Source organism: Tistrella mobilis KA081020-065, assembly GCF_000264455.2.
Classification (GTDB): domain Bacteria; phylum Pseudomonadota; class Alphaproteobacteria; order Tistrellales; family Tistrellaceae; genus Tistrella; species Tistrella mobilis.
Map to the genome: position 1 here is coordinate 2,390,994 of NC_017956.1, position 22,651 is coordinate 2,413,644.

At 69.5% G+C, this 22,651-nt stretch carries 19 protein-coding genes and 1 tRNA gene; 11 read left to right on the plus strand and 9 right to left on the minus strand.

Going from position 1 to position 22,651, the window contains the following annotated elements; genetic code table 11:
• Positions 1-5 precede the first annotated feature (5 nt).
• The 7 genes from nirD (at position 6) to TMO_RS10840 (ending at position 9,574) form a co-directional block, all read left to right on the plus strand.
• Positions 6-413 (plus strand): nitrite reductase small subunit NirD, encoded by a 408-nt coding sequence (gene nirD, locus TMO_RS10815; protein ID WP_014745664.1) that lies wholly within the window; start codon positions 6-8, stop codon positions 411-413.
• Positions 410-2,932: a molybdopterin oxidoreductase family protein gene (locus TMO_RS10820; RefSeq protein ID WP_014745665.1), complete on the plus strand. Its 2,523-nt coding sequence runs from the start codon at positions 410-412 to the stop codon at positions 2,930-2,932. Before nirD ends, TMO_RS10820 begins: the two co-directional genes overlap by 4 nt.
• A 25-nt stretch (positions 2,933-2,957) precedes the next feature.
• Complete coding sequence (locus TMO_RS32170; protein ID WP_014745666.1) at positions 2,958-3,119, plus strand: bacterioferritin-associated ferredoxin; 162 nt, start codon at positions 2,958-2,960, stop codon at positions 3,117-3,119.
• On the plus strand, positions 3,103-4,482 hold the full coding sequence (cobA, locus tag TMO_RS10825; protein ID WP_041604914.1) for a uroporphyrinogen-III C-methyltransferase: 1,380 nt from the start codon (positions 3,103-3,105) through the stop codon (positions 4,480-4,482). Before TMO_RS32170 ends, cobA begins: the two co-directional genes overlap by 17 nt.
• A gap of 20 nt (positions 4,483-4,502) precedes the next feature.
• Complete coding sequence (locus TMO_RS10830; RefSeq protein WP_051045499.1) at positions 4,503-5,504, plus strand: glycosyl transferase family protein; 1,002 nt, start codon at positions 4,503-4,505, stop codon at positions 5,502-5,504.
• A 26-nt stretch (positions 5,505-5,530) separates the two neighbouring features.
• On the plus strand, positions 5,531-7,021 hold the full coding sequence (locus TMO_RS10835) for an ATP-binding protein (protein ID WP_187297771.1): 1,491 nt from the start codon (positions 5,531-5,533) through the stop codon (positions 7,019-7,021).
• A gap of 180 nt (positions 7,022-7,201) precedes the next feature.
• The gene (locus TMO_RS10840; RefSeq protein ID WP_014745670.1) at positions 7,202-9,574 is read left to right on the plus strand and encodes a xanthine dehydrogenase family protein molybdopterin-binding subunit; all 2,373 of its coding nucleotides are present in this window, start codon (positions 7,202-7,204) and stop codon (positions 9,572-9,574) included.
• Here the strand turns inward: TMO_RS10840 and gltS are convergent.
• From gltS to TMO_RS10860, 4 genes are read right to left on the minus strand one after another with little or no spacing between them, the layout of a single operon-like run.
• Positions 9,561-10,760, minus strand: coding sequence for a sodium/glutamate symporter (gene gltS, locus TMO_RS10845; protein WP_014745671.1), 1,200 nt, complete (start codon positions 10,758-10,760; stop codon positions 9,561-9,563). The genes TMO_RS10840 and gltS overlap by 14 nt on opposite strands.
• Complete coding sequence (locus TMO_RS10850) at positions 10,757-11,869, minus strand: ABC transporter permease (protein WP_014745672.1); 1,113 nt, start codon at positions 11,867-11,869, stop codon at positions 10,757-10,759. The genes gltS and TMO_RS10850 overlap by 4 nt, the downstream gene beginning before the upstream one ends.
• A 7-nt stretch (positions 11,870-11,876) precedes the next feature.
• Entirely contained in the window at positions 11,877-14,606 is a 2,730-nt protein-coding gene (gene rbbA, locus TMO_RS10855; protein WP_014745673.1) for a ribosome-associated ATPase/putative transporter RbbA, read from the minus strand.
• Between the two features lie 2 nt (positions 14,607-14,608).
• On the minus strand, positions 14,609-15,640 hold the full coding sequence (locus TMO_RS10860) for an HlyD family secretion protein (protein ID WP_014745674.1): 1,032 nt from the start codon (positions 15,638-15,640) through the stop codon (positions 14,609-14,611).
• A 264-nt stretch (positions 15,641-15,904) separates the two neighbouring features.
• Between TMO_RS10860 and TMO_RS10865 the strand changes: the two genes are divergently transcribed.
• Both TMO_RS10865 and TMO_RS10870 read left to right on the plus strand, forming a co-directional pair.
• Positions 15,905-16,513 carry a TetR/AcrR family transcriptional regulator gene (locus TMO_RS10865; protein ID WP_014745675.1) on the plus strand — a complete coding sequence of 203 codons (609 nt, stop codon included), beginning with the start codon at positions 15,905-15,907 and terminating at the stop codon, positions 16,511-16,513.
• Positions 16,514-16,622: 109 nt separating this feature from the next.
• A complete protein-coding gene (locus tag TMO_RS10870; RefSeq protein ID WP_014745676.1) occupies positions 16,623-16,928 on the plus strand; it encodes a cupin domain-containing protein in 306 nt (101 codons plus the stop codon).
• Between the two features lie 17 nt (positions 16,929-16,945).
• Here the strand turns inward: TMO_RS10870 and TMO_RS10875 are convergent, their stop codons facing one another.
• Entirely contained in the window at positions 16,946-17,845 is a 900-nt protein-coding gene (locus tag TMO_RS10875) for a 3-keto-5-aminohexanoate cleavage protein (RefSeq protein WP_228382218.1), read from the minus strand.
• Positions 17,846-18,122: 277 nt separating this feature from the next.
• On the opposite strand from TMO_RS10875, the gene TMO_RS10880 reads away from it, so the two are divergent.
• A complete protein-coding gene (locus TMO_RS10880) occupies positions 18,123-19,160 on the plus strand; it encodes an SDR family oxidoreductase (RefSeq protein WP_051045500.1) in 1,038 nt (345 codons plus the stop codon).
• Between the two features lie 18 nt (positions 19,161-19,178).
• A complete protein-coding gene (locus TMO_RS10885; RefSeq protein WP_014745679.1) occupies positions 19,179-19,676 on the plus strand; it encodes a hypothetical protein in 498 nt (165 codons plus the stop codon).
• An 11-nt stretch (positions 19,677-19,687) separates the two neighbouring features.
• Here the strand turns inward: TMO_RS10885 and TMO_RS29405 are convergent, their stop codons facing one another.
• The 4 genes from TMO_RS29405 to TMO_RS10905 form a co-directional block, all read right to left on the minus strand.
• Positions 19,688-20,200, minus strand: coding sequence for a hypothetical protein (locus TMO_RS29405; RefSeq protein WP_145978113.1), 513 nt, complete (start codon positions 20,198-20,200; stop codon positions 19,688-19,690).
• Between the two features lie 308 nt (positions 20,201-20,508).
• A tRNA-Leu gene (locus TMO_RS10895) sits at positions 20,509-20,594 on the minus strand.
• A 92-nt stretch (positions 20,595-20,686) separates the two neighbouring features.
• The gene (locus TMO_RS10900; RefSeq protein WP_014745681.1) at positions 20,687-21,490 is read right to left on the minus strand and encodes a competence/damage-inducible protein A; all 804 of its coding nucleotides are present in this window, start codon (positions 21,488-21,490) and stop codon (positions 20,687-20,689) included.
• Positions 21,487-22,512, minus strand: coding sequence for an NAD-dependent epimerase/dehydratase family protein (locus tag TMO_RS10905; protein ID WP_014745682.1), 1,026 nt, complete (start codon positions 22,510-22,512; stop codon positions 21,487-21,489). Before TMO_RS10905 ends, TMO_RS10900 begins: the two co-directional genes overlap by 4 nt.
• Positions 22,513-22,651 lie beyond the last annotated feature (139 nt).

Here is a 22,651-nt window from a genome sequence, read left to right on the forward strand (position 1 = left end):
AGCCCATGACCATCCTCGCCGACATGACCGCGGTCCTTGCCGACAGCGCCGACTGGATCGATTGCGGCACGCTCGACGACCTGCCGCTGCGCGGTGCCCGGGTGATCCGCCACCAGGGCGGCAGCATCGCCCTGTTCCGGCCGGCAGAGGGCCCCCCCGCCGCCATCGCCAATGCCTGTCCGCATAAGGGCGGGCCGCTCGCGGACGGGCTGGTCCATGGCCGCGCGGTCAGCTGCCCCCTGCATGGCCGGGTCTTCAGCCTGGATGACGGCCGGGCGGCAGCCCCCGATCGCGACTGCGTTGCCCGCTACCCGGTCACGGTCTCCGCAGAGGGCCGGGTGCTGGTGCGGTTGCGGCCGCTGAGCCCTGCGGCGCCTGCGGGTGCCGGGCTGATCGCCGAGGCGGCGGAATGACCGCCCTGCCGCCACCGGCCGCCATCCGCACCACCTGCGCCTATTGCGGGGTCGGCTGCGGCGTGCTGGCACGGCCGGATGGGCAGGGCGGGCTGCTGCCGGTGACCGGCGACCCGGCCCATCCCGCCAATCGCGGCCGGCTCTGCGGCAAGGGCGCCAGCCTCGCCGACACGCTGGGCGGTGCCGGGCGGCTGACCCGGGCGCGGATCGACGGCCGGCCGGTACCACTCGATGCCGCCCTCGACCATGTGGCGGACGGCTTCCGCCGGGCGCGGGCCGAACGCGGCCCGGGCGGCATCGCCTTCTATCTCTCGGGTCAGATGCTGACCGAGGACTATTACGCCGCCAACAAGCTGGCCAAGGGCTTCCTGGGCAGCGCCAATGTCGACACCAATTCGCGGCTGTGCATGTCGTCGACCGTCGCAGGCCAGGTCCGCGGCTTCGGCGAGGATCTGGTGCCGGGGGCTTACGAGGATCTGGATCTCTGCGATCTGGCGGTGCTGGTCGGCTCCAACGCCGCCTGGTGCCATCCGGTGCTGTTCGGCCGGCTGATGGAGGCCCGCGCGGCCCGGGGCACGCGGCTGGTGGTCATCGATCCCCGCGCCACCGATACCAGCCGCGCCGCCGATCTGCATCTCGCCATCCGCCCCGGCGGCGATGTCGCCCTCTGGCAGTTCCTGCTGGTGGAGGCCGAGCGCCGCGGCCTGGCCGATCGCGCGGCCGAGGGCTTCCCCGCCGCGATCGAGGCCGCCCGCACCGACTGCCCCGACATCGCCGCCTGCGCGGCGCTGACCGATCTGGCCCCCGCCGACCTTGCCCGCCTTGCCGACATGGTGCTGACGACGCCGCGCTGCCTGACCCTGTTCAGCCAGGGCGTCAACCAGTCGAGCGCCGGCACCGACAAGGTGAATGCGATCCTGAACCTGGAGATCGCGCTCGGCCGTGTCGGCCGGCCGGGCGCCGGGCCGTTCTCGCTGACCGGGCAGCCCAATGCCATGGGTGGGCGCGAGGTCGGCGGGCTGGCCAATCAGCTGGCGGCACATCTGGGTTTCTCCGACGCCGAACGCCGGCTGGTCGGCGAATTCTGGCAGGCCACCGACATGGCCACCGGCCCGGGGCTGAAGGCAGTGGAGCTGATCGATGCGCTGGAGGCGGGAAAGATCGGCGCGCTCTGGATCATCGGCACCAACCCCGCCGTCAGCCTGCCCGATGCCGGCCGCTTCCGCCGGGCGCTGGCCCGCTGCCCGCTGGTGGTGGTATCGGATTGCGTGACCGGCACCGACACCCAGGCGCTGGCCCATGTGCTGTTGCCGGCGGCCGGCTGGTCGGAAAAGGACGGCACCGTCACCAATTCCGAGCGTCGGATCAGCCGGCAACGCGCGGTGCTGCCGCCGCCGGGCGATGCCCGGCCCGACTGGTGGCTGATCGCAGAGGTGGCACGGCGGCTGGGCTTCAGCCGTGCCTTCGCCTGGCGCCACCCGGCAGAGATTTTCGATGAACACGCCCGGCTTTCGGGCGCCGCCGCCGCCCGCTTCGGCCGGCATTTCGACATCGCCGGCCTCGCCGGCCTCTCCCGCCAGCAATATGACGCGCTGGAGCCGGTGCAATGGCCGGTGCCGGCCGGCAGCCGGGACGGAACCGCGCGGGTGGTGCCGTCCCAGCGCCTGGTGGCTCTCCGCCACCGACCGCCCATGGAACGCCCCGAACGGACCGGCGAACTGGTGCTCAACACCGGCCGGCTGCGCGATCAGTGGCACACCATGACCCGCACCGGCCGCACCGCCCGGCTTGCCGGCCATGCGCCCGAGCCGCTGCTGGCGGTCAACCCGTCCGATGCACGGGATGCCGGACTCGACCAGGGCGGTTTTGCCCGGATCACCGGCCGGCGCGGCACGGCGCTGCTGAAGGTGACGATCGATCCGGGGCAGCGCCGGGGCGAGGTCTTTGCCCCCCTGCACTGGTCCGACGCCTTCGCCGCCGAGGCCGCCATCGGCCACCTCGCCTCCCCCGCCACCGACCCGCTCTCGGGCCAGCCGGAGCTGAAGCATGCGGTCGTCCGCCTCGCCCCCTGGCGGCCGGGCTGGTCGGGGGTGATGGTCGATCGCGCGACCCGCGGGCCGCTGCGCCGCGGCGTGCGCCTGCCCGCCTATTGGGTCCGCCATGCGGTCGAAGCCGGCCGGGCGGTGATCATGGCCGGGGACGAAACGCCAGCCGGGGCGGAAGACTGGCGCCAGCTTGCCACCCGCCTTGCCCGCGGCTTCGGCGCCGCCATCGATGCGGGGCCGGCGATCGAACTGATCGATGCCGCCCGCGGCCGGCTGCGGCTCGCCTGGACCGGCGCCGACGGGCGGATCGTGGCGGTGATCGCGCTTGCCCGGCACCCCCCATGCCCTGCCCGACACCACCGCACTCGCCCGTCTGCTCGACCCCGCAACCGATCGCGGTGCCGCCGCCCCCGCCGCCCTGCGCCTGGCGCTGCTGGCCGATCACGATCCCGATGGCGGAGATGCCCGGCGTGACCCCGCGATCTGCGCCTGCGCGGGCGTGGGCCGAAGCGCCATCCTCGCCGCGGCCGGCACCGGCCCCCTCGACCGGAGACTGGCCCGGGTGACCGAGACCACCGGCGCGGGCGGTGGCTGCGGATCCTGCCGCCACCAGATCAGATCCATCCTCAGCGAGGCCACGCCCCATGTCGAACCAGTCTGACACCGCTGACGGCCTTCCCCTCGCTCTCCGTCTCACCGGCAGGCGGGTAATGGTCTTCGGCGCCGGGCCGGGGGCGGCGGCAAAGCTCGCCCTGCTCGACGGCACCGGTGCCGAGATCAGGATCCATGACGATGCGCCCGCCTGCGCAGAACTGGCGGGCCGCCTGATCCGGCCGCTCCATCCCCTGCCCGATCTTGCCGGCACCCGGCTGGTGGTGATCGCGCCCGAGATCGATGATGCGACCACAGCCCTGATCGCCGAGGCCGCGGCCGCAGCCGGCGCCCTGGTTCACGCGGTCGACCGGCCGGCACTGTCCGACGTCACCCTGCCCGCCCTGGTGCGACGTGGGCCGCTGCAGATCGCGATCCACACCGGCGGCCGGTTTCCGGCGCTGGCCTCGGTGCTGCGCCAGCGGCTGGAAGCGCTGCTGCCGCCCGGCCTTGGTGCCGCCGTCACCGCGGCCGGCAGCCGGCGCGGCGAGATCGCCCGGCGTTTGACCGACCCGGCCGCCCGGCGCCGCTTCTGGCGCGATCTGGCCGCCCGGCTGCTGGACCATCCCGAGATCCCGATCGATGACCTGCCGGCCGACGCCATCCCGGTCCAGGCGGGCCGGGTGGATCTGGTCGGCGCCGGCCCCGGCGGCCCCGGTCTGCTCACCCGCGATGCCGCCCGTGCGATCGAGGCGGCGGATGTCGTGCTCTACGATGCCCTGATCGATCCCGCGATCCTGGAACTGGCGCGGCGCGAGGCGCGGCGGATCCCGGTCGGCAAGCGCTGCGGCGCCCATGCCGTGCGCCAGGCGGCGATATCGGCGCTGATGGTGCGGCTGGCCGGAGAGGGGCTGCATGTGGTGCGACTGAAGGGCGGTGATCCGGCGATCTTCGGCCGGCTCGACGAAGAACTGGGGGCGCTCGACGCGGCCGGCATCCCGGCCCGGATCATTCCGGGCGTGACCGCCGCAGCCGCGGCCGCCGCCCATCTCCGCCGGCCGCTGACCCTGCGGGGGGCCGCACGATCGGTCTCGCTGGTGGCGGGCCATGATCTGGCGGGCGACCTGCCCGGGGCGATCGAGGCGCTTGCCGCGGCCGACGGCACGCTTGCGATCTATATGGGCCGCGACCGGGCGCCGGCGATCGTGGCGGCGCTGATCGCCGCGGGGCGCGACCCGGCGGAACCCGCCGCCGCGGTCGAATGGGCCGGGCGCCCGCAGGCCCGATCGGTCAGCGTGCCGCTCGCCATGCTGTCCGATGCGTTGGTAGGGCTCGACGCCGACGGTCCGGTGACGATACTGGTGGGAGAGGCGATCGCCGCTTCCGCCACCGCCGCCCGCCCGGCAGATGCGGAAGGGCGCGACGCCGCCTGACCTTCCGCAGCGGAATGCCGATGACCGACACCAGATCCGACGCCGTCGCCACCCTTGCCCAGGCCCTCGGCATCATCGGCCGCGGCCCCGGCCGGTCGCGACCGCTGACCCGCAGCGAGGCACGCGATGCCTTCGCGCCCCTGCTTGCGGGCACGGCACTCGATGTCCAGGCAGGGGCCTTCCTCCTGCTGATGCGCTATCGCGGCGAAACGGCCGAGGAACTGGCCGGGCTGGTCGATGCCGCCCGCGCCCATATCGGTCCGGCGCCGGAAGGCGCCCGCCGGCCGGCGCTCGACTGGCCGAGCTATGCCGCGGGCCGCACCCGCGGCCTGCCCTGGTATCTGCTCGCCGCCCGGCTGCTGGGCGAGGCCGGCGTGCCGGTGCTGATGCATGGCGACAACGATCTTCAGACCGGCGGTGTCGGTGCCCTGCAGGGGCTTTCGGCCCTGGGGCTGTCCCCGGCGGCGGATCTGTCCGAGGCCGCCGACCGGCTGGGGCGCGAGGGTTTCGTCTATCTGCCGCTGGCCGGGCTCTCGCCCGATCTCAAGCGGCTGCTCGATCTGCGCAGCGTGCTGGGGCTGCGCTCGCCGGTGAACACGCTGGTCCGCCATCTGAACCCGCTGGATGCGCCCGCGACCCTGATCGGGGTCTTTCATCCCAACTATCTCGACAGCCATGCCGAGGCCTCGCTGCTGCTGGATGCCGGGCGCTGGCTTGGTGTCGTCAAGGGGGCGGGTGGCGAGGGGGAGCGCCGGCCGCATAAGCCGGTGGATCTGCGCCTGGTCGAACAGGGTACCTCAAAGGTCGAGCACTGGCCGGCCCTGCTGGCGGCGGCACCGGCCGACAGCCCCGACGACCCCGGCCGCCTCGCCGCCCTCTGGCGGGGCGAGGGCGAGGATGCCGAAGGCGAGGCAACGGTGATCGGCACGGCGGCCGTGGCGCTGCGCATCGCCGGCCGTGCGGCGACACCATCGGATGCCGATGCCCTTGCCCGCAGCCTCTGGAGCGACCGGCGGCGATGAGGATCGACGGCGGCGACCCGACACGGATGGCTTGGCGCTATCGGCTGGCCCTGGGGCTGGTCGCAGCGCTTGCGATCGGCTCCTTCCTGGTGCTGACGCAGGTGATCAGCCGTGAACGGGCCACCGCCGGCATCATCAATGTCAGCGGCCAGCAACGCTTCCTGTCGCAACGCGGCGCCCTGTTCGTCGGCCGGTTGACCTATCCGGTCTCGGCCCAGGACCACCAGGATGCCCGCCAGCATCTGGCCGAGGTGATCGCCCAGATGCGCAGCAATCACGAGGCGCTGCTGAAGGGTGGATCGGGCATGGGCGACGCGATCGGCCTCTCGCCCGCAATGGCGCGGCTGTTCCACGACGAGCCCTCGGCGATCGACCGGCGGGTGCGGGAATATCTGGCGGCGATGGAAGCGGTCCTCACCGACCCGCGCGCGCCGATCCCGCGCGATGCGCCGGCCGTGGCGCTGGTGCTGCGCGAAGGGCCGGGCCCCCTGCTCGACGTGCTCGACCATGCCGTCGCCCGCTTCCAGGCCGAAGGCGAGGCCGCCGTCGACCGGCTGCACGACCTGCATATCGCCCTGCTGATCGCCACCCTGCTGACCCTGGCGCTGGAAGCCCTGCTGATCTTCCAGCCGATGGCCACGGCGGCCCGGCGCCGTATCCGCGAGCTTGAGAACGCCTCCCTGGCGCTCAAGGCCGCAGCCGAGCGGCTGGAGGGAGAGGTCGCTGCCCGCACCGTGGAACTGCAAAAGGCCAAAGAGCACGCCGAACGGGCCAATGTCGCCAAGGCCCGCTTCCTCGCCACCGCCGGCCACGACCTGCTGCAACCGATCGAATCGCTGCGCCTGCTCGCCGGATCGATCACCCGCCGCAATCGCGACCCGGCCCTGTCTTCGCCGCTCGACGACATGCGCAAGGCGCTCTCGGGTATGCGCGGCCTGCTCGGCAATCTACTCGACACCGCCCGGCTCGATACCGGATCGGTCACGCCGCAGCTTCAGGATGTCGATCCGGCTGCCCTGGTGGATGATCTCGCCCGCGAATTCGAGCCGGTAGCCGACGACAAGGGGCTGGGCTTCGGCGTCGGGATTTCGCTGCCGGAGGGCCTGCGGATCCGCACCGATCCGGTGATCACCGGCCGGATCCTGCGCAATTTCCTGTCGAACGCCGTGCGCTACACCCCTGCCGGATCGGTGACCCTGACCGCGGGCCCGGCCGATCTCGACGGCCGGCCGGCGGTGCGCTTCACCGTGGCCGATACCGGCCCCGGGATCGATCCGGCCGATCAGGAGCGGATCTTCGCCGAGTTCACCCAGATCGACGATGCCCGCCGCGACCGCTCGGCCGGGGTCGGTCTCGGCCTGTCGATCGCGCGGCGGATGGCCCAGATCCTGGAACACGAGCTGACGCTGGACAGCCGCCCCGGAGAGGGGGCGCGTTTCGCCCTGACTGTGCCGCTCGCCCCCGCCGCCCGGCGTCCGCTCCGGTCATCAGAAAAGCCGATACCCGCGGACGATTAATTCTATTTTACACCCGGCCGTCGCCGGGTGAGCCTGATTGACGGCAGAACGCCTGCATAGCCCGATATGACCCGAGAATACGGCCTCCGGAGACCGCCTGCGCGATGTCCGGCAAGGGGAGATGTGCGCCGTGACCGGCCATCGGGCAGGGAGAGATCAATCAGGGAGGTCCGGACGCCCATGGGACAGATCGGTCGACCGCTTCGCCGGAAGGAAGATGCCCGCTTTCTGACCGGGGCCGGTCAGTATGTCGCCGACGCGGCGGCGCAGCTTGGTGCCGCGCATATGCGCATTCTGCGCTCGCCCCATGGCGCGGCCCTGATCCGGTCGATCGATACCGGCGCCGCCCGCGCCCTGCCCGGCGTGCTCGACGTGATCACCGGGGCGGATCTGGAAAAGATGGGCATCGGCGGCCTGCCCTGCGCCTGGCCGGTCACCAGCCGTGACGGCTCGGCGATGATCCACCCGCCCCATCCCGTGCTGGCGGTGGACCGGGTGCTGCATGTCGGCGACCCGCTGGCGGCGGTGGTGGCCGAAACCGAGGCCCAGGCCGATGCGGCGGTGGAAGCGATCGAGGTCGACTACGACCCCCTGCCCTGCCAGACCGATCTCGCCACCGCTCTCGACCCCGAAGCCGCCCGGGTCCGGTCGGATATCCCGACCAATCGCTGTTTCGACTGGGATCTGGGCGACGAGGCCGCAGTCGATGCCGCCCTGGCCGCCAGTCCGCGGGTGGTGACGCTGGACCTGATCCAGAACCGGGTGAATGCCAGCCCGATGGAAACCCGCGGCACGCTCGGCATCTATGACCGCGGCCATGGCGACTATACGCTCTGGACCTCCAGCCAGAACCCGCATTCGATCCGCGTGACGCTCTCGGCCGCGACGCTCAAGGTGCCCGAGGAAAAGCTCCGCGTGATCTCGCCCGATGTCGGCGGCGGCTTCGGCATGAAGATCTACCACTATTCCGAAGAGGTGCTGGTGCTGGTGGCGGCAAAACGCACCGGCCGGCCGGTGCGTTGGATCGCAAGCCGGCTGGAGGCCTTCCAGGCCGACACCTATGCCCGCGACCATGTGACGACGGTATCGCTCGGCCTGGAGGAGGACGGCCGGTTCCGGGCGATGAAGGTGCACACGCTGGCCAATATGGGCGCCTATCTCTCCACCTTCGCACCCTCGATCCCGACCTTCTTCTATGCCAACCCCTTCCCCGGCCCCTATGCCCTGCGCGACGTCTATGTCCATGTCGAGGGCGTGTTCACCAACACCACGCCCGTCGATGCCTATCGCGGTGCCGGCCGGCCCGAGGCGACCTATGTGATGGAGCGGATCGTCGAGACGGCCGCGCGGGAGCTGGGCATGGATCCGTTCGAGATCCGCCGGATGAACGCCATCCCGCCCGAGGCCATCCCCTACCGCACGCCGTTTTTGTGGACCTATGATTCGGGCGATCTGCCTGCGCTGATGGATCTGGCCCGTCAGGCCGCCGATCTGGATGGCTATGACGCCCGTCGGGCAGCGTCGGCCGCGAAGGGCCTGCGCCGCGGTATGGGTGTCGCCTTCTACATGGAGGCCTGCGGCATGGGGCCGTCGAAGCTGCTGATCGAGGCCGGGCTCGGCGGCGGGCAGTTCGAGGTGGCGACCGTCCGGGTCGGGCCCACCGGCGGCATCATGGTGCTGACCGGCAGCCATTCCCACGGCCAGGGGCACGAGACCGCCTTCGCCCAGATCGTAGCGGACAAGACCGGCATCGACCCTGCCCTGATCGAGATCGTCCATGGCGACACCGCGAAGGTGCCTTATGGCGTCGGCACCTATGGCTCGCGCTCGCTGTCGGTCGGCGGCTCGGCGCTGGCGGTGACCACCGAAAAGGTGGTCGCCAAGATGACCCGCATCGCCGCCCATATGCTGGGCACCACGCCCGACGAGGTCGATCTGGCCGACGGCATCTTCCGCATGCGGTCGACCAATCGCAGCCTGACCTTCGCCGAGGTCGCCGGCCGCGCCTATGCCCCGGTCGACTACCCGCCGGGGATGGAGCCCGGCATCGACGAGACGACCTATTACGACCCGGAAGCCTTCACCTTCCCCTATGGCTGCCACATCGTCGAGGTCGAGATCGATGCCGAGACCGGCACCACGAAAGTCGACCGCTATCTGGCGGTGGATGATTTCGGCCGGATCGTGAATCCCTTGATCGTCGAAGGCCAGATCCATGGCGGTGCCGCCCAGGCGATCGGCCAGGCCTGCATGGAAGTGTGCCGCTACGACCCCGAGAGCGGCCAGCTGCTGACCGGATCGTTCATGGATTACGCCATGCCACGGGCGACCGACGTGCCGCCGGTGGAGCTGGTCGCGATGGAAACCCTCTGCACGACCAATCCGCTGGGTGCCAAGGGCTGCGGTGAGGCCTCGGCCATCGCCGGGCCGGCGGCGGTGATCAATGCGATCGCAGATGCCCTCCACGACCTGGGCGTGCGCCATGTCGACATGCCGGCCACGCCCGAGCGGGTCTGGCGGGCGATCGTCTCGGCCGGCCTCAACCGGCCATGACCGAGATCACCACGGCATTCACGATGTCGATGAAGAAGCCGCAGACCAGCGGCACGATGATGAAGGCCCGGTGCGCCGCGCCGTAACGCTGGGCGACCGCGGTCATGTTGGCGATTGCAGTCGCCGTCGAGCCCAGCGTGATGCCGCCGAAGCCGGCCGCGATCACCACCGCTTCGTAATCGCGGCCCATCGTCCGGAACACCACGAACAGGGTGAACAGGATGGTGAGTGCGATCTGCACCGCCAGCACGACCACGATGAAGCCCAGTACGCCGCCGAGTTCCCAGAGCTGCAGTCCCATCAGCGCCATGGTCAGGAACAGGCCGAGCGCGATGTCCGACACCAGCGCCAGCCCCTGACGCAGGGACGGCCACATGCCGAGAACGGCCCGGTTCAGCCCCATCGGTGCCAGGTTGCGGATCAGGATGCCGGCGATCAGGCAGGTAACGAAGGCCGGCAGATTGATGCCGGCCTCGACGATCGCCGCATGCAGGGCCGTGCCGAGCATGATCGTCACATTCAGCATGAAGATCGCCCAGAGCACGGCAAAGTAGTCGAGCCGCGGCTCGGGTCCGTCGCTGGCGGCGCCGATATCGAGCCGGGCATCACCTGATGGTGTCACACCATGGCGCGCCATCAACCAGGCGGCCATCGGACCGCCGATCACACAGGCCGCGATCAGGCCGACGGTGTTCGCGGCAATGCCCAGTTCCAGCGCGTTGAGGATGCCGAGATCATCGACGAAATGCGGCGCCCAGGCGAGCGTGGTCCCCACCCCGCCGGTCAGGGAGATCGACCCGGCCATCAACCCCGCCCGAGGATCCAGGCCGAAAATGCCGGCAATGCCCATGCCGGCCAGGTTCTGCAGCAGCATGAACAGGGTGGCGAGCACCAGCAGCACCACCAGCGGCCGGCCGCCCTTGAGAAGGGTGCGCAGGTCCGAACGCAGGCCGATGCCCGAGAAGAACAGCAGGAGCAGGAAATCGCGGGCATCCAGCGCGAACCCGATCCGGTGCCCGGTCGTGAAGAAGACGAAGGCGACCACCGCCGCACAGAGAAAGCCGCCGGCCACCGGTTCAGGAATGGCATAGCGCGCGAGCAGCGGCACCTTCATGGTCAGGATCTTGCCGGTCACCAGCAACAGGATGGCGATGGTGAAGGACAGGAAGCTGTCCACTTCGGTCATTGCAGCGATCTCCTGAACCGGCCGAGAGAGAAGACGAACAGGGCCGAGCCGATGGCAGCCAGTGCCAGGAATTGCGGCCAGACCGTCCCCGGCCCGGCTCCGCGGAACAGGATCGACTGAGCCAGTATGACGAAATGAGTGTTCGGCGCCGCCAGCATCACCGTCTGCACGAATTCCGGCATGCTCTCCCGCGGCGTGTTGCCGCCCGAAAGGATCTGGAGCGGCAGCAGCACCAGCATCAGCAGCAGGCCGAATTGCGGCATCGATCCGGCAAGGGTGGCAAGAAAGATGCCGAGCGCGGTGGTGGCGAAGAGATGCAGGGCGGCACCGGCCATGAACAGCGGCAGCGACCCTTCGATCGGCACGCCCAGCAGCCCCTGGACAACGAAGACCAGCGCCACGGCCGAGGCCGCCAGCACGACGAGGCCCATCGACCAGACCTTGCCGATCATGATCTCGGCCGGCGTCACCGGCATCACCAGCAGATGCTCGATCGTGCCGTGCTCCCGCTCGCGGATCAGGGCAGTGCCGGTCAGTACGATCGACAGCATGGTGATGTTGTCGATCACGCTCATGATCGAGCCGAACCAGCTCTTGTTGAGTTCGGGATTGAAGCGGGCCCTGAGCGCCAGATCGACCGGCGGTGTGGCCGATGCGCGATAGCGCTGGAGGAATTCGGTGATCTCGGCAGTCAGGATGCTCTGGATATAGCCGGCACCGTTGAAGGCCTGGGTCATCCGGGTCGCATCGACGTTCAGCTGAATCTCGGGCGAACGTCCCGCCAGCAGATCGGCCTGAAAATCCGGCGGCAGGTCGATCGCGAAGGTGTCGAGCCCGGCATCCATCCGCCGGTCCATCTCCTCGGGCGTGATGTGCTCGGGCGATGCGAAATACGGCGGTTGGAAGGCGCTGGCGATGCGTGTCGACAGCGGCGAGACATCTTCGTCGACGATCGCGATCGGTGCCCGGTTCAGGGTTTCGGGCAGGGCAGTGGCCGAACTGTAGATCGCGAGCGTGAACGCATAGACGATCAGCGCCAGCAGCATCGGATCGCGCAGCAGACCGCGCAGCTCCTTGACCCCCAGATGGAAGATGGTCGAGAGATGCATGGGGAACCTACCTCGCCTGCTTTTTCAGCAGCATGGCCGATACCACGGTCAGCACCGGGATCGCGATCAGGAGCGGCAGGAACGAGGCCTGCAGATCCTGGAAGTCCAGCGCCTTGGAGAAAGTGCCACGCGCGATCAGGATGAAATGAGTGGTCGGATAAATTTGTCCGATCGCTGCTCCCATACCTTCCAGCGACGATACCGGATCGGTCAGCCCCGAGAACTGCACCGCCGGCAGGATGGTCAGCACCGTCGTACCGAAGATCGCCGCGATCTGGCTGCGCATGAAGGTCGAGATCAGCAGGCCGATACCAGTGGCAGCCGTGACATAAAGCAGCGCCGCCGCCGCCAGCGTCAGGAAACTGCCGGTCAGCGGCACGCCGAAGACGAAGACCGCCAGTGCCGTCAGCAGCAGGAAGTTCAGCATGGCGAGAGCCACATAAGGCAGCTGCTTGCCGAGCAGGAATTCAAAGCGGGTAACCGGGGTCACGTACATGTTGACGATCGACCCCAGCTCCTTTTCCCGCACCACACTCAAGGCCATCAGCATGGCCGGGATCAGGATCAGCAGCAGCGGGATCACCGCCGGCACCATCGCAACCAGGCTCGCCACATCGGGGTTGTAGCGATAGCGGGTCTGGATGGTGAAGACGTCAGCCGCGGCAGTGCCGGCCTCGGCGGCGCGGGTCGCCAGCCAATGTGCATGCATGCCCTGGACATAGCCGCGGATGGTCTCGGCCCGCTGTGGCATGGCGCCATCGAACCAGGCACCGACCTCGACCGGCCGCCCGCGGGCGACGTCACGACCGAACCCCGGCGGAATCTCGATCGCGAGCACGATTTCACCGGCGCGCATACGCCGGTCCAGATCGGCATAGCCGGTGATCGGCGGCCGTTCGATAAAATAGCGGGAGCCGGCGATGTCCCGGACATAGCTGCGGCTGGTCGTGGTCTGATCGCGATCGAGCACCGCAAATGTCAGATCCTCGACATCCATGTTGATCCCGTAGCCGATGATGAACATCAGCAGCACGCTGCCCAGCAGGGCGAGCGTCGCCCGGATCGGATCCCGGCGCAGTTCCAGACTCTCACGGCGGGTGTAGCTGAGCATCCGCCGGGGATCGAAGAACCGACGCTGGCGGGGCACCACCGCCGTGGTCGCCGCAGGGCCGGCATCGGAGACGACCGGCGCCGCGGCATCGCCGCCCCCCGCCCCTGCCGATTCGAGCACGGCGACGAAGGCCTCTTCGAGCGTCGCCGCCCCTTGAGCCCGCCGGATCTCGTCCGGCCGGTCGCTGACCAGCACCCGGCCGGCATGCATCAGCGAGATCCGGTCGCAACGCTCCGCTTCGTTCATGAAATGGGTGGAGATGAAGATCGTCACCCCGTCACGCCGCGACAGCTCGGCCAGGATCTGCCACAACACGTCGCGCGCCACGGGATCGACACCCGAGGTCGGCTCGTCCAGGATCAGGATGTCGGGCCCGTGGATCATCGCCACCGCCAGGGACAGGCGCTGGCGAATGCCCAGCGGCAGCGCCGCGGGCAGGGTATCCATCACCGTGTCCAGATCGAACCGCCCGGCCATGGCCCTGACCCGCCCGGGGATCTCCGCTTCCGGCAGGCGGAACAGACGGGCATGCAGCTCCAGATTCTGGCGCACCGTCAGTTCGGAATAGAGCGAGAAAGCCTGCGACATGTAGCCGACCCGGCGGCGGATCTCGATGTCGCGCGGATCGACCTCTTCGCCGAACAGACGCGCACGCCCCTCGCTCGCCGGTAGCAGGCCGGTCAGCATTTTCATGGTCGTGGTCTTGCCGCACCCGTTGGAGCCGAGAAAACCGAAGATCTCTCCACGCGGGATCTGGAAGCTGACATGGTCGACCGCGGTGAAATCGCCGAAGCGCATCGTCAGCCCCTCGGCCTCGATCGCCATCCCGCCATCCGCTGCCGCATCGCGAGGCGGGATCACCACGCGCTGGTGACCGTGCCGCGCCTCTTCGGGCAGCAGCGCGATGAAGGCATCGTCCAGGGTCGGCGCCCCGGTCCGGGCCAGAAGCTCAACCGGCGTTCCGGTGGCGAGCGCCCGTCCGTCATCCATCGCCACCAGGTGGTCGAAGCGGGCCGCCTCTTCCATATAGGCGGTGGCGACGATGACGCTCATCCCCGGCCGGTCGGCGCGGATGCGGTCGATGAGATCCCAGAACTGCCGCCGCGACAGCGGATCCACGCCCGTGGTCGGCTCGTCCAGAATCAGCAGGTCGGGATCGTGGATCAAGGCGCAGCAAAGACCCAGCTTCTGCTTCATGCCGCCCGAAAGCTTGCCGGCCGGCCGTTTAGCGAAAGGGGCAAGCCCGGTACTCGTCAGCAGATCCCCGATCCGCCGCGCCCGTTCGGCCCGATCATGGCCAAACAGCCGGCCGAAGAAATCGACATTCTCGAACACGCTGAGCGTGGCGTAGAGATTGCTGCCAAGACCCTGTGGCATATAGGCGATGCGCGGGCAGGTCTCGCGACGATGGCGCGCATCCGCCATGTCGCCGCCCAGCACCTCGACCCGCCCGGCCTGAACCGCCCGCGCGCCCGAGACGAGCGACAGCAGGCTGGACTTGCCGACCCCGTCGGGGCCGATCAGCCCGATCATGCGGCCCGCCGGCAAGTCGAGCGTCACCGCGTCGAGCGCCCGTGTCTTGCCATAGGTCAGCGAAACCCGATCCAGCCGGACAACCGCCGTCATGGTCAGTGCACCAGCGTGCCATCGAGCGTCGACGGCCAGGCGACGTCGGGGGCGAGTCGGACATAGGCCATGCCGGGCAGACCGGTCTTGACCTGGCGGATGTATTTCTGGAGCAGATCCGGTGCGATGCGGGCCCTGACCCGGAACATCAGCTTTTCGCGTTCGACCGCAGTCTCGACGGTCTTGGGCGTGAACTGGGCAACGTCGGAGACGAAGGAAATCTCGGCCGGAATCACATATTGCGGCGCCGCGTCCAGCACCAGCCGCACCTCGGTGCCCAGCGCCACCCGGCCCGCCTCAGCGGTGGGCAGGAAGAAGGTCATATAGACATCGCCCAGATCGACCATGTTCAGCACGGCGCCGCCGGCAGCGAGCACCTCGCCCGGCTGAGCGACACGGAACTGGATGCGCCCGTCGCGTGGTGCCTTCAATTCGGCATCGGCGAGATCGGCGCGGATCCGCTGAAGGGTCGCCGCCGCAGCCTCGACCCCGGCCTCGGCGTCGATCACGCCCGAGGCGGCCGAGCCGATCGCAGCTTCCGCGGCCGCAAGCTGCGCACGTGACGCCGCAACCGCAGCGACCGCGCCCTGAAGCCGCGCGCGGTCGTCGTCGAGGATCTGGTCGGAAACGCTGCCACGGCGCGACAGCATCTCGGTCCGGCCAAGGCGCTTGGCGGCCGCATCACGTTCGGCTTCGCGCTGGGCGATCACCGCCCCGGCAGCGGTCTTCTCCGCCTCGCGCTGCGTGACCAGGCTGCGGGCGGTCTCGACACCGATCCGTGCCCTGCGGAGCTGGGCCTCAGCCTCCGCCTGCTGTGCCTCCAGCTGATCGGTATCCATGCGCGCCAGCACCTGGCCGGCGGTGACGAAATCCCCCTCGCGGACCAGGACATCCCGGACCCGGCCCGCGATCCGTGCCGCAAGGTCGATCTCCACCGCTTCGATCCGGCCATTGCCGGCAGCGATGCCGTCGGGCAGTCCGTCGGGCCGAAGCCCGGTCCAGGCATACCAGCCGGCGGCAGCGACAACAGCCATAACCAAAACGGGTATGATATGAGATCGTTTGATCATGAAAGTTGCAGCCTCTATCGACAGAGATGAAATTGGTTGCGACACCCCCTTCTCAGGTCGGCCTCGCCATCGGCGAGAACCGGAATATCTTCGGAGAAGGCAGTACCGATCAGGGACGATCCTGGCGGCAACACCGGCCAGGCACCTTGACCTGAATCAACAACCGTTGACACGGCACAGGATAGGATCCGTGCTGCAGCGCCACAATCGAAATAATGGAGACACCCGATGTCGGAAAACGCTCAGCGATCATCCGCAGCCACGCGTCAGCGCATCCTGCGGGCCGCGATGATCCGCTTTGCCCGGCATCCTTACGAAGAGACCAAGCTGCGCGACATCGCAACCGATGCCGAGATCGACGTCGCCATGGTCCATCGCGCTTTCGGATCGAAGGAGCAGTTGTTCATCGAGGTGGTCCGCGCGGCCGTGCAGGCCCGAACCACGATCGAGGAGCAGACCGATCCCCCGGAGCAGGCCTTCGCCCGCGAGATTTTCGACCCGCTGCTGGACCGGACATTCGGGCTGGTGGACCCGATGGACATCATGGTCCAGTCCCTGTCCAGCGCCCAGGCGGCGCCGATCCTGCGCGACTTCATTCTGGAAGATGTGATCGATCCGATCGCGGCGCGCACCGCGGATGTGCAGCGCGACGCAGGCAGGCCGCCGCTGACATCGGAGGCGATCAATGAACGCGCAGCCCTTGCCGCCGCCTGCATGACGGGCATCGTGCTGTTTCGCCAGGTGCTGAAGATCGATCTGGTGGGTGATGACCGGCGCGCGCGGCTGGAACCGCTGATCCGCGCCGTGTTGAGTGCGGCACTTCATCCGGCCCCGTGATCGGCAGATGCGGTGGGACGGCGCGCCGTCGTATGCTGGCCGGATCGGAAGACGCGCCCGACCGGCGGGAGAGACCCGGCCGGGCGACATACAGGGAGTGCCAGCCACCATGACCGACGCCACCCCCCCCGCCCGCCCCCAGGCCGTGCCCACCCTTCAGGTCGATGACGACCGGGTGCGGGTAACGCTGTGGAGCTTCGCCCCCGGCGCCGAGACGGGGTCTCACTGCCATGATCTGGATTATGTGGTCGTGCCGCTGGCCAATGGCCGGCTGCGCATCGAAGGCCCCGACGGCGCCGCCCGGACGGTGGAGCGGTCTTTCGGCGCGTCCTATACCGGCACGGCCGGCACCGATCACAATGTGATCAATGACGGCGACGAGCCCTTCGCCTTCGTCGAGATCGAGCTGCGCTGATCCAAGGGCCGCCGGGCTCAGTCGCCGAGACCGAGCCCGGCCCGGATCTCTGCAGGCGTGGCGGGCAGGCCGCCCGCCGCCTCGACCATCTGCACCATTCGTGCGACCAGACCGGCATTGCCCGTTTCGGTGCCGAACGGCGCATCCTCCAGCCCGGTTCGGACATGGCCGCCGGCCGCCACCGCATGCGGCAGCAGATCCTCCAGATCCACACACAGCCCGGCGATCATCCAGGGGGCAGCCGGGGCAGCCTCTCCGAGCAGAGCCAGATGTGCCTCAAGCCCATAGCGGCGGGGTGGGAACCCCCAGGCGAAGGCATCGGAGAACATGAACCGGTAGAGCGGCGTGGCAAGGCCGGGCGTCTGCCCGGCCAGCAGGGCACCGGCCCGGGTGAAGCCCGGTTCATAGATCGCGTAGCTCGGCACCAGGCGATGGGTTGCGGCAAGCGCCAGCCCGTGGCGGATCTCGGCTTCGGTGTTGGTGTAGACGAAGCTTGCCAACGCCGCCGGTCCGTCGCGGCGATCGATGAAGCACACCGTGCCCGGATCGATGACCGCCATCTCGATGAGGCCGCGGGATGCCAGGAAGTCGATATGGGCGAAACGCGCGGCCGGGCCGGCGGCCTGACCCGTGAGCGCCGCACCGGCAAGCGGAATGGTGGGATAGACCAGGGCATCGGTGGTGGCGCGGATACCCTCGATGATCCGGGCATAGGTGGCACCATCATCATTCTGCCGGCCTGTCTCGGGATCATAGGCATGGACATGGATGATGCCCGCCCCCGCCCGGGCGGCCGCAATGCCATCGGCAATGATCTCCGCCTCCGTCACCGGAATACCCGGCTGACGGTCGCGGCCCCAGGGACCGTTCAATGCGGCCTCGATCCAGACCGGCCGCCTGCTGCTGGTATTCATCATTGCACTCCCGTCCCGTTCAGTCGCCGACCAAGGGTATCATCGGTTTCGCGATCATCAGCCACACGATCCCCGGACAGTGCGGGGCCGCCGGTAAAGCCGACCCGAGGTGTCGGCGTCCACGACGGGCACATGTACGCGATATCGCCCTCACCGCAGCAGCAAAGGCATAGCGGCAGCGGCCGACCGTCGGTCCCACCGGAACCCGGCCGTGCCGAGCCGGGTTGTGGCCGAAGCGGGTTGTGCTGGCCCGTCCTTCCGGAACCAGACGGAGTTGATCATGCGCGAGACCACGACACGGCATCCGCAGGCAGGCGACCGGGACCAGACGGCCCCGGTGGTGGTCATCACCGGCGGATCATCGGGGATCGGGCGCTGCACCGCGCTGCTGTTCGCCCGGCGCGGCTGGCGGGTGGGGTTGATCGCCCGCAGCGCCGACGGCCTTGCCGATGCGCGCGACGACATCCTGCGCGAGGGCGGCGAGGCGGTGGCCGCCGTAGCCGATGTTTCCGACGCCCGCGGCCTGGATGCCGCCGCCTCGGCGATCGAGGACCGCTACGGCCGGATCGATGCCTGGATCAACAATGCCGGGGTCGGGTTCTACGCGCCCTTCGAAGACGTGGCGGAAGAGGAATTCCGGCGGGTGACCGAGGTGGATTATCTGGGGGTGGTCAACGGCACCCGCACCGCCCTCGCCCGCATGCGCCCCCGCAACCAGGGCGTGATCGTCAATATCGGCTCTGTGGTGGCCCTGCGCCCGATGCCGCTGCTCGCCCCCTATGCCGCCGCGAAATCCGCCGTCGCCGCCTTCACCGAGGCGGTGCGGACCGAGCTGATCCACGACCGCAGCCGGATCCATCTGGCGCTGGTGCATCCGCCCGCCACCGACACCCCCTTCTTCGCCCATGCCGGGGCCCGCCTGGCCGAGGGCGTCCCCCGCCCGACACCGCCGGTCTACCCGCCCGAGACGGTGGCAGAGGCGATCTGGGAGGCGGTCACCCGGCGCAGGCGGACCGCCTGGGTCGGCCGCGCCACCCGCGGGCTCGGCCTTGTGAACCGGCTGATGCCGGGGCTTGCCGACCAGCTGACCGGGCGGTTCGGCCGGGCGGCGCAAGTGACCCGCAACCGGCGGGCCGCTGACCGCCGCGATCCGGCGGTGTTCGGCCCCGGCCGGCACAGCCATGCCGTCCATGGCGGCTGGGCGGAGAGCGCCGGCAATGGACGGCAGATGCGCATGGCGGCGCTGGCTGCGGGCGGGCTGGTTCTGGGCCTCTGGCTGGCGGGGCGCCACCGGCGCAGCCGTCCGGCCCGCGCGTGACGGAGGGAGGAGGATCCGATGTCAGCCCCCCGTCTCGACACCACCCTGCTCGGTGCAATCGCCGGCGTGATGGCAACGGTGGCGATGACCGCCGCGATGCGCCGCATGCGGCCGCTGTTGCCTGAAGAGGACCGCTACCCCCTGCCCCCGCGTGAGATCGTCGACAGAACCACAGACCGCACCGAGGACGAGCAGGCCCGGCGCCGCCATACCCTGCTCGCCCATTTCGCTTTCGGCGCCGCGTCGGGCGCGGTCTTCGCCCTGCTGCGCCCGCGGGGCGGGCTGGCGGCGGGGGCCGGCTATGGCGTCGCCGTCTGGGCGGCCAGCTATCTGGGCTGGATCCCGGCCGCCCGGATCCTGAAACCGGCAACCCGCCACCCCTGGCGCCGCAATCTGCTGATGATCGCGGCACATCTGGTCTGGGGCGCCAGCCTCGCCAAGGGGCTTGAGGATCTGGACCGGGCGGAAGGTGAGCTGTTCGAGGGCGCCCCCCGGCCTCACCCCGACCGCAGATGACGGGTCCGGGATCAGGCCCGGGTGGCGAGCCGGATCATCTCATCCAGGTCGCTGCCGTCACCAAAACCGAAAGCATCACCCGGCGCGCCGGTCCCAGGTACGGCATCAGCGCCGGCAACCTCCGGCGGTGGCGTCCCCGCGGATACCGGCGCCTGCGGCACGGCGCCGGCATCCGCCGAAGCCGTATCACCCACGCCCTCGGTCGCCTGATCCTTGACGGCCGCGTCGATCCGCTCCCGGATCTTCGTCTCGATCTTTGCCCGGTCCTCGGGCGACATCGCCGCCAGGTCTTCCTCGGTCAGTCCTTCATCGGCCAGGAACATCTGACGGTAGCGTTCGGCCGGGGTCATGGACATGAAATCCATGAAAGCCCGTTCGGCCGCCGACCAGCCGCTGTCGTCATCCGACGCAGTCACGCTTCCCGAGGACGCACCGGCTGAAGAGGAACCGGCTGAAGAGGAACCGGCAGCTTCCGTGGCTTCATCCGCCGAAGTTGCCACCTTGTCTTCGGCCTGGCCGATCATCTGGGCGTCGAACAGCGTCTGACTGGTCGCACTCGCCCCGCCTGCAGCCGGCGCCGCCAATCCTGCCGAAGACATGCGGCCGGCAGAAGATGCCGCCCCGGCAGATTCTGCCGGGGGCACCGCCAGGGCGGCAAGTTGTGCCGCCGGTCCGGTCAGGCGGGTGAGCTGTTCAGCTCTGCCGACCTGGCTGAAATACTGGGCGGGAAAGCCGCCCGCACCGCGTGCCTGTACATCCATGGTGTTACGTCCCCGGCATTACGAAGCCTGTCGGGGACGAATGTTGCAATATGCATGCCGAAAAGAGGGAGTGGTGCGGACGGCGGGGGTCGAACCCGCACTCCTTCACGGAAGCGGATTTTAAGTCCGCTGCGTCTACCGGTTTCGCCACGTCCGCGCGCGAGGGTAGGCACATTGTAACCCGTGCGCTGCGAACGCACCAATACCGGGAACGGCTTTCACTGTCCAGTACCTCCGGGTGCCATCTCGTTACCCTTCCCGGAAGAGGATGGGAACGGCCATCTCGCCCAGCACCTTGGAAAGATCGGCCTCGGCGGCATCGAGTTCGGCATCGTCGGTGCCGCGCAGCACCAGGCTGACCGAGGGCTTGCCGCCGCGGAAGGCGGGGTAGGAGCCGATTTCGACGGTCGGATGGCGGTCCTGAACCTCGCCCAGGCGCTGGGCGATCTCGCCTTCGGCACCGTCGACCACCAGGGTGACGGCGCGGGTGACCGCCCCGCCTTCAAGCGTGGGCACGACATTGTCCATCATCGCGGCCGCAATCTGCGGCACGCCAGCCAGCACGTGGACCTTGCCGATCCGGAAGCCGGGGGCGATCGAGACCGGATTGTCGATCAGCGTCGCGCCCTCGGCCGTGTTGGCCATACGCAGCCGCGCCTCGGTCAGCTTGTCGGGCGGGTAATAGGCCTGAAGCCGGCGCTCGGCCTCAGGATGGCGGATCAGCCGCACGCCCATGGCCTTGGAAACCGCCTCGGCGGTGATGTCGTCATGGGTGGGGCCGATGCCGCCGGTGGTGAAGACGTAATCGGCCTTGGCCTCCAGCGCGTGGATGGCGTCGACGATCTCGGCCTCGACATCGGGCACCACCCGCACCTCGATCACCCGGATGCCGGCCGGGGCGAGTTTGGTCGCGATCATCCGCACATTCACGTCCTGGGTCCGGCCCGACAGGATCTCGTTGCCGATGACCAGCACCGCGGCGGTGCGGGAGCCGCCCCCTGTGGCGGGGCTCGTGTCGGCGGCAATGGACGGGGTGGGGGTGGTCTCGGTCATCGGACGGGTCCCGTGCTTGAAGATGGCGCGTCGATCTCGCCGGCCTGGATCAACCAGTCGATGGTCTCGCGCAGGATGCTGTCGAGCGGCGGCGGCGCATATCCCAGGTCGCGCTTCGCCCGGTCGCTGTCGATCGCGACCATGTGGCAGGTGATCCGCGCCGCATCGGGCGTGATGGCCGGGCGCAGGCCGGTCAGCCGCGAGACCAGGCCGAGCGTCTGCGCCACCGCCATCAGCAGCCGGGGCGGCGCCACCCGGTCGGTCAGCCGCCGGCCCATAATGTCGCCCGCCCGGCGGATCAGCTCCTGAAAGCTCGCCTCGGGCCCGCCCAGAAGATAGTTCTCGCCGATCATCGCACGATCTGCGGCGGCAATCACGGCATCGGCGACCGCGGCGGCGCCTGCAAAACTGCCGCCGCCGGGCGGGATCGCCGGCAGCCGGCCGCGGGCGGCCAGCCGGATCAGCCCGGCCCAGTTGTGCCGGTCCCAGGCGCCCAGCATATGGCCCGGGTTCAGGATCACCGCATCCACGCCGCGGGCGATCGCATCCTGCACCGCCTCTTCCGCAGCCGCCTTGCTCGCCACGTAACCCACGGGATGATCGGCCCCGACCTTGGGGCAATGCTCGTCGACCCGCCGGCGATCGAAGCCATAGACCGAGGCCGAGGAGACATGAACCAGCCGGCGGACGCGGGTCAGCAGCACCGCCTCGGCCACCGCCGCGGTGCCCGCCACATTGGTCTGCCATTGCCGGGCCCTGTCGCGCGGGTCGGTGGAGGTGTCGGCCGCAAGATGCAGATAGACATCGGTATCATCGGGCGTCTGCGCCGCCATGGCATGGGCGTCGGTCAGCGGCGCCTCGATCAGCTGCACGCCCCGGGCGTTCAGCCAGCCGCGCGCCTCTGCCGGGGTTTCGGGGCGGATGAAGGCGGTGACCGCCCAGCCGGGATCCTGCGTCAGCCGCGCGACCACGTGCCGGCCGAGCATGCCGCCCGCCCCGGTCACCACGGCGCGCCGCGGCATCTGTGTTCCCGAACCGCGCCTGTTCATGCTCGTCCCCGTCACACATCCGACCGATTGATGGCGTTCGGTCGCGATTATGACCGCGGTCGCCGCAGGCTTCCAGTCCGCAGGCCATCGGGCGACCGCTTGCGCCATGGCA

What these genes read in the sequence shown, in the direction of transcription:
- TMO_RS10900 (WP_014745681.1), bottom strand. Translation starts at nt 21,490, where the DNA reads ATGACCGAGACCACCCCCACCCCGTCCATTGCCGCCGACACGAGCCCC.
- TMO_RS10850 (WP_014745672.1), bottom strand. Translation starts at nt 11,869, where the DNA reads ATGCATCTCTCGACCATCTTCCATCTGGGGGTCAAGGAGCTGCGCGGT.
- TMO_RS10865 (WP_014745675.1), top strand. Translation starts at nt 15,905, where the DNA reads ATGTCGGAAAACGCTCAGCGATCATCCGCAGCCACGCGTCAGCGCATC.
- TMO_RS10905 (WP_014745682.1), bottom strand. Translation starts at nt 22,512, where the DNA reads ATGCCGCGGCGCGCCGTGGTGACCGGGGCGGGCGGCATGCTCGGCCGG.
- TMO_RS10820 (WP_014745665.1), top strand. Translation starts at nt 410, where the DNA reads ATGACCGCCCTGCCGCCACCGGCCGCCATCCGCACCACCTGCGCCTAT.
- TMO_RS10830 (WP_051045499.1), top strand. Translation starts at nt 4,503, where the DNA reads ATGACCGACACCAGATCCGACGCCGTCGCCACCCTTGCCCAGGCCCTC.
- TMO_RS10840 (WP_014745670.1), top strand. Translation starts at nt 7,202, where the DNA reads ATGGGACAGATCGGTCGACCGCTTCGCCGGAAGGAAGATGCCCGCTTT.
- TMO_RS10880 (WP_051045500.1), top strand. Translation starts at nt 18,123, where the DNA reads ATGCGCGAGACCACGACACGGCATCCGCAGGCAGGCGACCGGGACCAG.
- rbbA (WP_014745673.1), bottom strand. Translation starts at nt 14,606, where the DNA reads ATGACGGCGGTTGTCCGGCTGGATCGGGTTTCGCTGACCTATGGCAAG.
- TMO_RS10875 (WP_228382218.1), bottom strand. Translation starts at nt 17,845, where the DNA reads ATGATGAATACCAGCAGCAGGCGGCCGGTCTGGATCGAGGCCGCATTG.
- TMO_RS10835 (WP_187297771.1), top strand. Translation starts at nt 5,531, where the DNA reads ATGGCTTGGCGCTATCGGCTGGCCCTGGGGCTGGTCGCAGCGCTTGCG.
- TMO_RS10885 (WP_014745679.1), top strand. Translation starts at nt 19,179, where the DNA reads ATGTCAGCCCCCCGTCTCGACACCACCCTGCTCGGTGCAATCGCCGGC.
- TMO_RS10860 (WP_014745674.1), bottom strand. Translation starts at nt 15,640, where the DNA reads ATGGCTGTTGTCGCTGCCGCCGGCTGGTATGCCTGGACCGGGCTTCGG.
- gltS (WP_014745671.1), bottom strand. Translation starts at nt 10,760, where the DNA reads ATGACCGAAGTGGACAGCTTCCTGTCCTTCACCATCGCCATCCTGTTG.
- nirD (WP_014745664.1), top strand. Translation starts at nt 6, where the DNA reads ATGACCATCCTCGCCGACATGACCGCGGTCCTTGCCGACAGCGCCGAC.
- cobA (WP_041604914.1), top strand. Translation starts at nt 3,103, where the DNA reads ATGTCGAACCAGTCTGACACCGCTGACGGCCTTCCCCTCGCTCTCCGT.
- TMO_RS29405 (WP_145978113.1), bottom strand. Translation starts at nt 20,200, where the DNA reads ATGATCGGCCAGGCCGAAGACAAGGTGGCAACTTCGGCGGATGAAGCC.
- TMO_RS10870 (WP_014745676.1), top strand. Translation starts at nt 16,623, where the DNA reads ATGACCGACGCCACCCCCCCCGCCCGCCCCCAGGCCGTGCCCACCCTT.